General features: G+C 74.9%; 10 protein-coding genes. 3 read left to right on the forward strand and 7 right to left on the reverse strand.

Annotated elements, in window-relative coordinates:
• Positions 1-27: 27 nt before the first annotated feature.
• Positions 28-309 carry a metal-sensitive transcriptional regulator gene (locus tag AB0E98_RS31105; protein ID WP_361709161.1) on the reverse strand — a complete coding sequence of 94 codons (282 nt, stop codon included), beginning with the start codon at positions 307-309 and terminating at the stop codon, positions 28-30.
• A gap of 114 nt (positions 310-423) precedes the next feature.
• Between AB0E98_RS31105 and AB0E98_RS31110 the strand changes: the two genes are divergently transcribed.
• Complete coding sequence (locus AB0E98_RS31110) at positions 424-993, forward strand: NUDIX hydrolase (RefSeq protein ID WP_361709164.1); 570 nt, start codon at positions 424-426, stop codon at positions 991-993.
• Here AB0E98_RS31110 and AB0E98_RS31115 read toward each other — a convergent pair.
• The 6 genes from AB0E98_RS31115 to AB0E98_RS31140 all read right to left on the reverse strand — a co-directional run bounded on the left by AB0E98_RS31115 (position 929) and on the right by AB0E98_RS31140 (position 6,355).
• Positions 929-1,219, reverse strand: coding sequence for a hypothetical protein (locus AB0E98_RS31115; RefSeq protein WP_361709167.1), 291 nt, complete (start codon positions 1,217-1,219; stop codon positions 929-931). The two genes, AB0E98_RS31110 and AB0E98_RS31115, sit on opposite strands and share 65 nt — an antisense overlap.
• Positions 1,195-2,448, reverse strand: coding sequence for a hypothetical protein (locus AB0E98_RS31120; protein ID WP_361709170.1), 1,254 nt, complete (start codon positions 2,446-2,448; stop codon positions 1,195-1,197). The genes AB0E98_RS31115 and AB0E98_RS31120 overlap by 25 nt, the downstream gene beginning before the upstream one ends.
• A gap of 51 nt (positions 2,449-2,499) precedes the next feature.
• Positions 2,500-3,108, reverse strand: a complete 609-nt coding sequence (locus tag AB0E98_RS31125; RefSeq protein WP_361709173.1) for a hypothetical protein — start codon at positions 3,106-3,108, stop codon at positions 2,500-2,502.
• Positions 3,109-3,148: 40 nt separating this feature from the next.
• The gene (locus AB0E98_RS31130) at positions 3,149-4,114 is read right to left on the reverse strand and encodes an AraC family transcriptional regulator (RefSeq protein ID WP_361709174.1); all 966 of its coding nucleotides are present in this window, start codon (positions 4,112-4,114) and stop codon (positions 3,149-3,151) included.
• Positions 4,115-4,159: 45 nt separating this feature from the next.
• A complete protein-coding gene (locus AB0E98_RS31135) occupies positions 4,160-5,101 on the reverse strand; it encodes an NADP-dependent oxidoreductase (RefSeq protein WP_361709176.1) in 942 nt (313 codons plus the stop codon).
• Between the two features lie 105 nt (positions 5,102-5,206).
• Entirely contained in the window at positions 5,207-6,355 is a 1,149-nt protein-coding gene (locus AB0E98_RS31140) for a diaminopropionate ammonia-lyase (RefSeq protein ID WP_361709178.1), read from the reverse strand.
• Positions 6,356-6,453: 98 nt separating this feature from the next.
• Here AB0E98_RS31140 and AB0E98_RS31145 point away from each other — a divergent pair, with 98 nt between their 5' ends.
• A complete protein-coding gene (locus AB0E98_RS31145; RefSeq protein WP_361709181.1) occupies positions 6,454-7,353 on the forward strand; it encodes a LysR substrate-binding domain-containing protein in 900 nt (299 codons plus the stop codon).
• A 232-nt stretch (positions 7,354-7,585) separates the two neighbouring features.
• Positions 7,586-13,654, forward strand: a complete 6,069-nt coding sequence (locus AB0E98_RS31150; RefSeq protein WP_361709182.1) for a beta-ketoacyl synthase N-terminal-like domain-containing protein — start codon at positions 7,586-7,588, stop codon at positions 13,652-13,654.

Genomic DNA, 13,654 nt, shown 5'->3' on the forward strand with positions numbered 1-13,654 from the left:
TGCCGTACGTGTCGGTCACGACGGGTACTACGCCAGGGAGAGGAACAGCTTCTCCAGCCGGTCCCGCATCTTCTCCGCGTCCCCGTCGGCGGCCGTGCCCGCCTCGCCGACGCAGCGCTGGAGGCCCGTGGCGATGATTGCGAACCCGGCCTTGTCGAGCGCCCGGGACGCCGCCGCGAGCTGTGTCACCACGTCCTCGCAGTCCCGCCCCTCCTCGATCATCCTGATCACCCCGGCGATCTGCCCCTGCGCCCGCCGGAGCCGGTTGACCACCGACTTCAGCTCCTTCTCCGCCAACGCCAGTTCCACGGCCCGCTCCTTCGCATACCCCCGCGGGTATGCTACGGCGCCGCGTGGGCGCAACGCTTCCCCCGTTCCGGCGTTACCCACAGCGGCGCGCACCGACGAGGAACGGCGGGGAAGATGGCCCACGACATCCAGGAGTCCTTGCGGGGCTGGAGCAGACTGAGCTCCCATGTCGTCCACCAGGGAGGTCATCTGACCCTGCATCACGATCGAGTCCTGCAACCCGACGGCACGGAAGGGACGTACGACCGCGTCACCGTCGCCGACGGCGCCAGGACCGTCGCCGTCGACGCCCGGGGGCGCGTCGCGCTGGTGGAGGACGCCTGCTACCCGCTGGGGCGACGCCTGCTCCACGTCCCCGGCGGTGCGATCGCCGAGGGCGAGTGCCCGGGGGAAGCGGCGCGGCGCGAGTGCGAGGAGGAGACGGGCCTGCGCCCCGGCACGCTCCGCCCCCTCACCGCCTACCACCCCCTGCCGACCCGCACGTCCGCCGTGACGCACCTGTACCTCGGCACGGACCTGCGCCCGGGAGCCGGGCCCCACCGGGACCCGACCGAAGCCGGTATGACGGTGCGGTGGATCCCCCTCGACGACGCGGTGGCCGCCGTCCGGGCCGGGGAGATCACCGAAGCCGGAAGCGCCATCGGGCTGCTCTTGGCGGTCTCCGCCCTGGCCCGTCAGGAGTGACGCCCCGCCCCAGGAAGAAGCGCAACAGCCGGACCTTGTCCTCGCCCAGGACGGGCACGGCCCGTTCGACCAGCGCGTCCAGCCGGGCGCGCTCGTCGGCGGGCAGCGCCGCGTACGCGCTGCGGGCGTCGGCCGGGCCCCAGCGCAGGACGGCGGTACGGGCTTGCTCGCGAAGGCGGTGGTCGGCGTCGTCCAGCAGGGTCAGAAAGCACCGGAGCTGGAACATCCCGCGCTGCGTGGCGAGCAGCCGGAAGGCCGCCGCCCGGACGTGCCGGGGCCGGCCGGACGCGAGCCGTTCCCACAGCCATGGCTCGGGGAGCCGGTCCCCCGAGGAGAGGAGCGCGGCGGACACCTCACGGGTGACCGCCGCCGAGGGGCTGTCCAGCAACGGCCGCAGGCGCTCGGCGTCGACCGCGCCCAGGGCGCGCAGCGCGGCGACCGCCTGGGTGCGCACCCGTGCGACCGGGTGCGCGAGCAGCGGGTGGAGCAGGGCGGCGTCCCCACGGGTGCCGCACTCGCCCAGACCGGCGGCCGCACCCGGCGGGACGTCCGCCAAGGGGCCGGCGCACAGCTCGCGTAGTACGGCAGCGGGTCGGTGCCCTGCTGCCGCAGCACCCAGCGCGCGCAGGCGCGGACGATGCCCGTGCGGTCGGTGAGGAACACCGTGGCCTCGGCCGAGCGCCCGGTCCGGTGGAGCGCGGTCACCCCGGACGCGCGCACCCGCGCCGTCCGGGCGCGCAACAGCGGTTCGAGGAGCTCACCGTGCCGGCCGTCCTTCGTGTGGGCGAGGACGGCGTCGGCGCAGACGTCCTGGACGACCACGTCGGAGTCCGTGGCCGCGATACGGGCGAGCCGGGCGGGGGAGAAGTGGTTCCGGCGGACGGCGATCCGGTGGCCGAGCCGCCGGGTGGCCGGGTCGCGGCTGTCCAGCAGAGTGTCCGTCAGCTCGGCGTCGGCGTTCTCAAGGATCTCCACGAGCAGGGCGTGGGCGTAGACGCCGTGCTGTCGCGCCGCCGTGCGCAGCACGACAGAGGAGATGAGGGCGACGGTGCGCGGCGCCGCGCCGGCCAGTCCGGCGCGCAGCAGGGACCGGGCCAGGTCGCGGACCGGTCCCACCCAGTCCGAGCAGCGCACGGCCACCAGCGGCAGCAGCGCCGGGTACCCGGCGGCACGCTCCAGGGCGGCCTGGCGTATGCGTCCGTCGGGGTGGCACAGGGCGATGGCCAGGACCGGTTCGTCGGCGGGCGGTTCGCCCGTCCGCAGCCAGACCATGGAGGGCAGGCCGGACGGCCAGTACCAGTTGAGCCGCCGCACTCCGAGGTCGAGAGTGACCCACCGCCCGGGGTCACCGGTGTCGAGAAGCGACTCCAGCGTCGTCCTCTCCTTTCCCTGGCGTTGGGCGGCGGTGGCGACCGCCAGGGCCAAACCGTCGACGTCGGCGCGCCGGGTGTCCATAAGGGGCATTCCTCAGAGAGCAAGGGTGAAAGGGTCATCCTTCACCGGACATCACCCAGTGACCAAATGCTTTCCTTCGCCGTCGGCGGTGACCGGCGGGCGTACCTCAAGGACGACGGCCGTGCCGGCCACGGGCCGTTGCTCGTGCATGGTGAACGGTTGACCGGGCCGGAGATGTCCCCAGAGCGAGGGGGTGAGGGGCGCGATCCGTATGGTGGCGCGTCCGCCGGGCTCCAGGGCGTCCTTGCCCTCGACCCAGAGCGAGGCGATGGCGAACGCCGTCTCACCGGTGGGCGTGCGGTGCCCGATGTCCCACAGCGGCCGCAGCACCCCGGCGCCGGGGACGGGCGTCCGGCGCTGGGGGTCCTCGGCCAGGGCCAGTTCCGCCCGGATGACGCCGTTGCGGGTCTCGTACGCGCGCCACCGGCACCAGGCCGTGCTCCGCTCCATCCGCAGCCGCCCGGCGGCGTCCGCGAGCGTCTCCCAGAAGGCGAGGGGCAGAGCGGGCCCGCCGCGGTGCTCCTCCAGCAGGTTGAGGGCGAACTCCCAGTCGTCCCGGACGAGGCAGTCCCAGACGTCCCGCACCGTGAGGTCGTCGTCGGTGGCGGTGCTCTCGGGCACCAGCAGGGAGGCGGCTTCCAGCAGCCCGGGAACGTCCATCCGCCGATTGTCGTCGATCCGTGAACGAACCGGGGGGCCGTCAGGAGTGCCGCCCCGCGAACGGCATGGGCGTGGCCGCCGCGTGGCGGCGGTAGCCGCCGGGAGGAAGGCCGTACGCGCGCTTGAACGCCTTGGCGAAGGCGAACTCGGAGCCGTAGCCGGTCCGGGCGGCGACGACGCTCAGGGGATGGTCGGCCTCCCGCAGGAGCCGGGCCGCCGTCGTCATCCGCCAGCGGGTCAGATAGGCCAGCGGAGGCTCCCCGACGAGGGTGTGGAACCGGCGGGCGAAGGTGGCCCGGGACGTCCCGGCGCGGGAGGCCAGGGACTCCACGCTCCACCGGGCCGCGGGGTCCTCGTGGATGGCCGTGAGCGCCGGGGCGATCACCGGGTCCCGGAGGGCGGCGGACCAGCCCGCCACCGCCGTCGCCGGCTGCTCCTCCAGCCACGCCCGCAGCACGTACAGCAGCAGCGCGTCGATCAGCGCGGGCACGATGCCGGCCGCGCCGGCCCGTTCCTCCTCCAGCTCGGCGCGCAGGAGCCCGACGGCGCCGGAGAGTTCGGGGTGCCGTCCGTGCCGGGTCTCCAGGTGGACGACCTCGGGCAGTTGACGGACCAGCGGGTGCGGCCGCCCCTGGTCCAGGTGGTAGGCGCCGCAGAGCAGCGTGGTGCGCGGGCCGTCCCCGCCCAGGGAGAGCGCGCCGATCGGCGAACCGGGGCGGAACCGCGCCGGGCCGGCCGCGGCGGCGGGTGTGCCGGGGTCGTCGGCGAGGACGTGGCTGTGGTTGTCCTGGAGGAAGACCACGTCACCGGCGTTCAGGGGGACCGGCTCGTGGCGGGGCGCGGCGCCGTCCGGGGAGAGGAGCCAGCAGCTCCCGCGCAGGACGACGTGGAATCCCGCACCGGCCACCGGCGGCAGGCGCATCCCCCAGGGGGCGCGCCCCTCGGTGCGGACCGAGGCCGGGCGTCCCGTGCGCATCGATCCGAGCACTTCGGTGAGGATGTCCATGTGTGCGGCCCCCGTCCGTCTTCCGCGAATTCCCGCGTGATCGTCTCAGACGGCGGTCTCGTCCCGGACGGTGAGGACGATCTTTCCCTGGGTGCGGCCCGTGCCGAGCAGTTCGTGCGCCTTGGACACGTCCTCCAGGGGGAAGGCCGCGGCGATGTGCGGACGGACGTGCCCGGCGTCGACGAGCGCGGCGATCCCGGCCAGGCCCTCGGCGTCCGGTTCGACGGACACCCCGGCGAAGCGCCGCCCGGCGGCCCGGACGCGAGCGGCGAGCTCCTGGTCGCGGTGCTGCATGATGCTGACGAGTATGCCGCCGGGGCGCAGGACGCGGAGCGAACGGTCGCCCTCGGCGGAGGAGTCGAGGACCACGTCGAGGTCCTCGAACACCTCGCTGAAGTCGGTGGTGCGGTAGTCGACGACCTCGTCGGCGCCGAGGCCGCGTACGAAGTCGTGCTTGGCCCCGCTCGCCAGCGCGATGACATGGGCGCCGCGCGCCTTCGCGATCTGCACCGCGAGGTGGCCGACGCCGCCGGCCGCGCGGTGGATCAGGACCCGGTCACCGGCCTTCACCTCGGCCGCGCCCACCAGGGACTGCCAGGCGGTGAGCCCGGCGAGCGGCAGCGCCGCCGTGTGCGTGTGGTCGAGCGAGGCGGGCCGCCGGGCGAGATGGCCGGACGGCACGGCCACGTACTCGGCGTACCCACCGGCGGCGCGCGGGAAGAGCGGCATGCCGTAGACCTCGTCGCCTACCGCGAACCCCGCGCCCTCGGCGGCCTCCTCGACGACGCCGGAGACGTCCCAGCCGATGCCGAAGGGCGGCTCGCCGAGCAGCGGGAGGAAGCCGGACCTGACGGCGGTGTCCACGGGGTTCAGGGCGGCGGCGTGGACCCGGACGAGTACCTCGCCGGCCTGCGGACGCGGTCGCCCGGTCTCCACCACCTCCAGGACCTCGGGGCCTCCGAAAGCGTTCTGGGTGACGGCGCGCATGGGGTTTCTCCTTGATCGGACGTTGACCGGACCTTGATCGGATCGGCTTGATGGTCCAACCGTAGAGAGATCAAAAGAGACGGAGAATGGCTTTCTGTCTCTCTCTTATGTCCGATCGTCTTGATGTGGGGTGGCGCTGCCGGACACGGTGTGTGGATTGGCAGCCGGGCCCTCGGTGCTCAGCAGGACGAGCACCGACGCCGGTCCGAGCCCCAGCGCGGCACGCCGCGCGTCCGCGCCGGCGCCGGTGAGCGCCGCGCGGACGCCCGCGAGGGAGGCGGCGCCGCAGGGGCCGGAGGGGACACCGAGGGACGCCAGGTCGGCGGCCGCGCGGGCACTGCCGGCGTCCGTGACGGTGACCGCCGCGTCCAGGCCGTCCCGGAGCACCGGCCAGGCGAGATGGGAGACGGTGCCGCAGTTGAGGCCGGCCATGGTGGTCCCGCCGGTGGCGACGGTGACGGGCCGCCCCGCCGCGAGGCTCGCGGCGAGGCCGGCCGCGGCCTCCGGCTCCACCGCCAGCAGCGCCGGGGCCCGCCCGTCCCGGCGGCTCCGGTAGTGGGTGACGACGGCCTGGGCCAGCGAGCCCACGCCCACGGGCACGGCCACGAGCCCGGGCGCCCCCGCCCGGGCGAGCGCGAGCTGGGCGTCGATCTCGGCGCAGAGCGTGGCGTATCCCTCGACGATCCACGCGGGGATCCGCTCGTAGCCGGGCCAGGCGGTGTCCTGCACCAGGACCGCGTCCGGCGCGGCGGCCGCCCCGGCCGCCCGGCGCACCGCCTCGTCGTAGGTCCCCGCGACCCGGGTGACCTCCGCTCCCTCGGCCGCGATGGCCGCCACGGCCTCCGGGTGGACGCCGTGCGCGACGAAGACGTGGGCGCGCTGCCCGAGCAGCCGGGACATCCGGGCCACGGCCCGCCCGTGATTGCCGTCCGTGGCGGTCACCAGCGTCACCGGGGCCGACGCCCCCCGCTCCTCCGTCATCCGCTCGGCGAGGACCCGGCGCACCGCCCAGGACGCGCCCAACGCCTTGAACGCCGGCAGCCCCAGCCGGGACGACTCGTCCTTGACGAACACCCGGCCCACCCCCAACTCGACGGCCAAGGCGGGAAGTTCGGTCAGTGGGGTCGGGGCGTAGCCGGGCAGGGAGGTGTGGAAGCCCCGCGCGTCGGCGGGCGCGGGCTCGCACGTCCAGGACCGGGCGGCAGGGCGGACGAACCACGACGGAGTGCGGGAAGAGGCGAAGTTCTCGGGCATGCCACCAGCGTGCGGCCGACCCCTTCGCACGGTCCAGCGCATGTTTCCCACCTATATTCATCAGAAAAACCGAATGTTCCGGAGGGACCGCGCCACCCATGTTCGACCTCCACCGACTGCGCCTGCTGCGCGAACTCAAGCATCGCGGCACCCTCGCGGCCGTGGCCGCCGCCCTCTCCTACAGCCCGTCCTCCGTCTCGCAGCAGCTCTCCCAACTGGAGTCGGAGGTGGGCGTCCCGCTGCTCGAACCCGTGGGGCGGCGGGTGCGGCTCACCCCGCAGGCGGAGATCCTCGTCGCCCACACCGAAGCGGTCATGGAACGCCTGGAACGGGCCGAGGCGGACATCGCCACCTCCCTCACCGACCTCACCGGCACCCTGCGCGTCGCCGCGTTCCAGACGGCCGCGCTCACCCTGGTGCCGGTCATGCTGGGCCTCCTCCGCGAGGCCCACCCCCGGCTGCGGGTCCACGTCACGCAGATGGAACCGGAACGAGCCCTCCTGGCGCTCCAGGCCCGCGACTTCGACCTGGTCGTCGCCGAGGAGTACCCCGGCCACCCCACGCCCCGGCCCGCCGGCCTCGAACAGGAACACCTGCTCGACGACCCCCTGCGCCTCGCCCTCCCCGCACCACCGGAGGTCGCCGGCGGCCCCACGGCGACCCTGCGCGCCCTCGCGGAACGGCCCTGGGTGATGGAGCCCGAGGGCAGCGCCGCCCGGCACTGGGCCACCACGCTGTGCCGCGCGGCCGGCTTCGAACCCGACGTACGGTTCGAGAGCACCGACCTGCTCCTCCACCTCCGGCTCGTCGAGGAGGGCCACGCCGCGGCCTTCCTGCCCGACCTCGTATGGAACGGCCGTCCCCCGACCGTCGCGCTCCGCCGGCTCCCCCGTGGCCGGGGCGCGCGCACGATCCTCACCGCGGCGCGCCGGGGCGGCGGCCGCCACCCGGCCGTCGAGGCCTGCCGCGACGCCCTCCGGCAGGCCGCCGGGGCGTGAGACGACGCCGACGGCGGCCGGAAGCGGGCAGGGGCGCCTCCTGTCATACGGCGTGACACCAGTGCCTCCACGCGCCCGCACCGCCCGGAGCGGACCGGTTTGTCCGGTGGGGAGATATGAGTACGGGTCCGCCGTCGCACGCCTCGAACGGGTCGTCGGCACCGGGGCCCGAGCCGGGACGGCGGGCGCCGGCCGCCGCGCCGCCGCTCGCCGACGGGAACGAGGTGACCGGGTGCGTACCACCATCGAGGACTCCGGCGACCCGGACCGCCGGCTGGGCTCCGACCCCGTCGCGATCGTCGGCCTGTCCGGGCGGTTCCCCAAGGCCCGCGACATCAGGGAGTTCTGGGACAACATCGTGGCGGGCCGCGACTGCTCGGACACCGTGCCCGAGAGCTGGTGGCGCCCGGACCGGTACTACGACCCCGACCCCTTCGCCGAGGACAAGACGTACTGCCGTCGCGGAGGCTTCCTCACCCCCGAGATCTTCGACCCGCTCGAATTCGCGATGCCGCCGAACACGATGGACTCCACCGGACTCGTGCAACTGCTGAGCCTGGTGGTGGCCAAGGAGACACTGAACGACGCGCGGCGCGGCAGGGACGACTGGTGCGCCCCGTCCCGCACCGGCGTGGTCCTGGGCGTGTGCGGCACCAACTCCACCCTGATCCCGCTCGCCGCCCGCCTCCTGGTCCCCGAGATGATGGAGACCATGCTCGCCATGGGCGTCACGGAGGAACGGGCGAAGGAGATCGTCCGGGCCCGGCTCGCGGCCCTGCCGCCCTGGACCGAGGACTCCTTCCCCGGCATCCTCGCCAACGTCGTCTCCGGACGCGTCGCCAACCGCCTCGACCTCGGCGCCGCCAACCACACCGTCGACGCCGCCTGCGCCAGCTCCCTGGCCGCCGTCCGCTGCGCCGTGGACGAACTGATCTCCCGCCGCGCCGATGTGATGCTCACCGGCGGCTGCGACGCCGACAACTCGATCGTCTCCTTCATGTGCTTCAGCAAGACCCCCGCCCTCTCCCTCACCGGCACGGTCCGCCCCTTCGACACCGAGGCCGACGGCACACTGGTCGGCGAGGGCATCGGCATGCTGGCCCTGCGCCGCCTGGCCGACGCCGAGCGCGACGGCGACCGGATCTACGCCGTCCTCAAGGGCCTGGGCGGCTCCAGCGACGGCAACGCGCAGAGCATCTACGCCCCCTGCGGCGCCGGGCAGACCGCCGCGCTGCGCCGCGCCTACGCCGACGCCGGCTGCCCACCCGCCACCGTGGGCCTGATCGAGGCGCACGGCACCGGCACCCCCACCGGAGACGAGGTCGAACTCGCCGCGCTCAACGACCTCCTGGCCACCCCCGACGACCGGCACTTCGTGGCCGTCGGCAGCGTCAAGTCGCAGATCGGGCACACCAAGGCCGCCGCCGGCGCGGCCGGGCTCATCAAGGCCGCGCTCGCCCTCCACCACAAGGTGCTGCCCCCCACCATCAACGTCACCACACCCCACGCACAGGCCGCCCGCCAGGACGGCGCCCTCTACGTGAACACCACGGCCCGGCCCTGGGTGCGCGACCCCTCCGGCACGGCCCGACGGGCCGGGGTCTCGGCGTTCGGCTTCGGTGGCGTCAACTACCACGCCGTCCTCGAAGAACACCAAGGCCCCCCGGCAGAGCGGGAGTACGCTCTCCACGACACCCCCTCCGCGTACCTCTGGCACGCCCCCGACGGAGCGGAACTGCTGCGACGCCTGGAGCGCGGCGACCCACCCGATCCCGGACCGGCCCCCGCACCGCACGCCCGCCTCGGCTTCGTCGCCACAGGACGACCGGAGTACGAGGAACTGCTCGCCCTCGCCGTCGCCCGATCGCGCGACCACCCCGGCGACGAAACCTGGCACCACCCGCGCGGCATCCACTACCGCACCCGGGCCCTGCCCCCCGGCACCAGAACAGCGGCGCTGTTCGCGGGACAGGGAAGCCAGTACCCCGACATGGGCCTGCGCGCCGCCCTCGCCCTGCCCCCGGTGCGCGCCGCCTTCGACGCCGCCAACGCCCGTTTCCCCGCCGCCGACAACCTGGCCCGCGCGGTCTTCCCCCCACCGGGAACCGGTGACGCCACCCTCCACGGCGAACGACTCCGCCGCACCTCCCACGCCCAGCCGGCCATCGGCGCGCTCTCCACGGGCCAGTACCGCTACCTGCGCGAGCTGGGCTTCACCCCGCACGGACTGCTCGGCCACAGCTTCGGGGAGCTGACCGCCCTGTGGGCCGCCGGCGTACTCGACGACGACACCTTCACGGCCCTGGCCCACGCCCGCGGCCAGGCCATGGCACAGCCACCCCGCCCCGGCCACGACCCCGGCGCCATGGCCGCCGCACGCATGAGCCGCGACGCGCTCGGTGAACTCCTCGCCACACACCCTCAACTGATGGTGTGCAACCACAACGCCCCCGACGAACAGGCCGTCGGCGGCCCGACCGCCGCCGTACGGCACTTCACCGACGAGTGCGCCGCACGCGGCCTGCCCGTACGGCTCCTGCCGGTCGCGGCCGCCTTCCACACCCCGCACATCGCCCACGCCGCCCAGGAGTTCGCGGCGGCCTGCGCCGAGGCCGCCTTCGCCCCGCCCACGCTGCCCGTCCACGCCAATACGGCCGGGGCGTCCTACGGCGACGACCCGGACGCCAACCGCCGCACCCTGGTCGACCAGATGCTGCGCCCCGTCGACTTCGCCGCCCGCCTGGAGGAGATGTACGCCGACGGCATCCGGGTCTTCGTCGAGTTCGGCCCCCGGCGGATCCTCACCGGGCTCGTCGAACGGACCCTCGGGGCCGACCGGGTGGAAGCCGTCGCCTGCGACGCCGGGCCCGGCACGGACGCCTGCGCGGCGCTCAAGCGAGCCGCCGTACACCTGGCCGTCCTGGGCCTGCCCCTCACCGGCGTCGACCGCTACACGGCCCCGCCCCGCCCGGAGCGCCGGACGCCCTCCAAGGTGGCCCGCCGCCTGGACGGCCCGTTCTTCGCCGTGGAGAGGCTGCGCGGCGCCTACGAGGAACTGCCGACCCGGCACTCCGCCGCCAGGGAGCGGGCGGAGCCGGAGAGCGCGCCCGCCCCGTACGCGCCGGCGGCCCGGGCCGAGGAGACCGACCCGCTGACCCGCGCCGCCACCGACCACCTGGCCGCGCACGCCCGCTACATGGACAGCGAGGTCCGCACCACCGGACAACTCGGCGCGCTCCTCGCCCGGGGCGCGGCGGCCGGCCGGGTGGACGCGTCACTGCTCGCGGCGATCCAGGCGGTCGCCGACCACAGCATGGCCCTGGGCGAGACGCACGCCCGCGCGGCCGAAGCGCTCTCCGGCCTCCTGCGCCCACCGGAACAGGGCGACGACCCACCCGTGCTCGTACCGGCGGTGGCCGATGTCGCGGTGGCGGCACCCGGCCCGGACGCCGTACCGCGAGAAGGGAGCCCGCACGCCGAGAGCAGGTCGGCGCTCGCCGAGCTGTGGGCGGCCCAGCAGGGGGAGGCCGCGGCGACCGGCACGACGGACATCGCCACGCTCGACCCCGACGAGGTCGAACGGGTCTTCCGGGCCGTGATCGCCGAAAAGACCGGCTACGACGTCGACATGATCGAGCCCGACATGGACATCCAGGCGGACCTCGGCATCGACTCCCTGAAGCAGGTCGAGATCGGCGCCGAGATGTGGCGCCGCTACCCGGTGATCGCCCGCAGCGATATGTACCGGTTCGGCGAGGCCCGGACGGTGCGCGAGCTGACGGCCATCGCCCAGGAGATCATCACCGACCCCAAGCCCCGGCTGATCTCACCGATGGTGGGCACCGCCCTCGGCAGCGCCTGGGTGACCCCCGAGGACCTGCCCGCCGTCGACGTCCGGGACGGCGCCTACCCGGAGCGGCCCCACGCCCTGCTGATCGACGACGCGGGCGGGCTCGGCCGCCTCCTCACCGACGCCCTCACCACCCGGGGCTGGAGCGTCAGCCGACTGGCCCTCCCCGACGCCGGCACGGAAGCGCCCTGTCTGACGGACTGGGAGGAGGACACCCTGACCGCCCGCCTCGCCGAGCTCCTGGCGGACGGGACGCGTCTCGACCTGTGCGTCCTGCCCGTCAGCCGGGGGACGGATGCCGGCACCGCCGCCGACCGGGTCGTCACCCGCCTCCGCCACGCGATCCTGGTGGCCAAGCACACCCGCCCCGCCCTGGAGGCGGCCGCCCGGACCGGCACCCGTGCCGGCCTGGTGGCCGTCACCAGGCTCGACGGGGCGCTCGGCTACGCCGGTTCGGGCGGCGACACCGCGGCCGCCCTCGCGGGCGGACTCGGCGGACTGGTGAAGGCCCTCGCCCTGGAGGCGACGACCCTGTTCTGCCGCGCCCTGGACCTCGCCCCCGGGCTGTCCGACGAGGAGGCCGGAGCGGCCTTCGCCGCCGAGCTCGCCGACCTCGCCGGCGACGTACGCGAGGTCGGCGTGGACGCGACCGGCCGCCGCACGCCCCGGGTGTCCCGCACCCCGTGGCCCCGGACCCCGGTGGCCGCCGCCGATGTCGAACTCACCGAGAACGACGTCCTGTTGGTCACCGGTGGTGCCGGAGGCATCACCGCCTGGTGCGTCGAGGAACTGGTGCGCGCCCACCGCTGCGGCTGCGTCCTGCTCGGCCGTACACCCCTGGCGGACGAGCCCGACCGGGCCGCCGCGCTCAGCGGCCCGGAAGAGCTGCGCGCCGGCCTGGAGGCCCGGGCGCGCGACTTGGGGGAGGACCCCGGCGAGGAACCGGCGCGCACCCGTATCGAGGACGACCTCGGCCTGCTCGTCCGGCAGCGCGGCATCCGCGCGTTCCTGGACACCCTGCGCTCGTACGGCGCCGAGGCCGAGTACGTGGCGGCCGATGTCCGCGACCCGGACGCGGTGGCCACGGCCCTGGCCCCGTACGCCGACCGGATCACCGGCGTCCTGCACGGCGCGGGCGTCCTCCGGGACCGGCCGCTGGCCGAGGCGGACCCGGACGGCGTCGCCGCGGTCGTGGGCACCAAACCGACCGGCCTGCTGAACGTGCTCGCGACCCTGGACGCCGCACGCCTGCGGCACCTGGTGCTCTTCACCTCCGTCGCCGGCATCTGGGGCAACCTGCGGCAGGCGGACTACGCCCTGGCCAACGAGGCGCTCAACCGCTTCGGCTGCGCCTGGCAGGCCGCCCACCCCCACTGCCGCGTCGTGCCGGTCGCCTTCGGGCCCTGGACCGAGGGGATGGCCGCGGACCTCCACCGGCTCTTCACCGAGGTCGGCGTGCCCGTGCTCTCCAGGGAGGAAGGGTGCGCGCGGTTCCTGGAGCTGATGGCTCCCGGCGGGGGCGGCGGGGTGGCGCTCGTCGGCCCGACCGTGCCGCTCTTCCAGCGGGCCGACCCGCTCCCCGACGCCGGCCTCACCGCGCACCGCATGCTGACGGGGCTCGGCGAGGAGCCCGTCCTGCGGGCGCATCGCGTGGCCGGGGTGCCCATCCTGCCCATGACGGCCGCCGTGGGCTGGGCCCTTGGCACTGTGGAGCGCGTCCACGGGGGAGCCCTGCCGGTCGTCGAGTGCCGGGACGTCAGGATCGCGCATGCGATCACCTTCCCGCCCGGGCACCCCGAGCGGTTCCGCGTCCGGCTGGCCCGGGACGCGCGTCCGGCGGTCGTGCCGTTCGTCCACGTGAGCGTCGACGACGCGGGAGACCAGGGGAAACCGCGCTTCGAGGGCCGCTTCCGGCCGGCGGACGCGCCGGGCGAGGCACCCGTGACGAGCCTGCCGCCGTACACGTTCACCGACGAGCCGCACCCCGGCTACCGCGACGGCCGGCTCTTCCACGGCGCGGCCCTCAACGGACTGCGCGACGTCCTGGACGAGGCGCCCGGCCATCTGGTGATCACCGCCAGGATGCCCGACCCGGCGTTCGCCCACGGCGCGTTCGCGGGACGGCTGTACAGCCCCGCCCTCGCCGACCTGCTGATGCAGGGTGCCCTGCTGACCCTGCTGGCGCTGGCCGACGGCGGGGAGATTCCCGTACCCGTCTCCGTCGAGCGCCTGGAGCTGTTCGGCCCGCTCCCCGACGACGAGCCCTTCGTCATCACCGTCGACGTCGACGAGGCCCCGTCCCCGACGACGCTCTTCTCCCAGTGCGCGCTGACCGCCTGCGCGCCCGACGGCCGGATCCACCAGAGGTGGAGCGGCGTCCGCACGGTGTGGGTGGAGCCGACCGCCCTGGCCGACGGCATTGCCAACCGGGGCGCGGCGGGCCGGGAATGA

The sequence above is a fragment of the Streptomyces sp. NPDC037389 genome (assembly GCF_040636475.1).
Lineage (GTDB): Bacteria > Actinomycetota > Actinomycetes > Streptomycetales > Streptomycetaceae > Streptomyces > Streptomyces hesseae.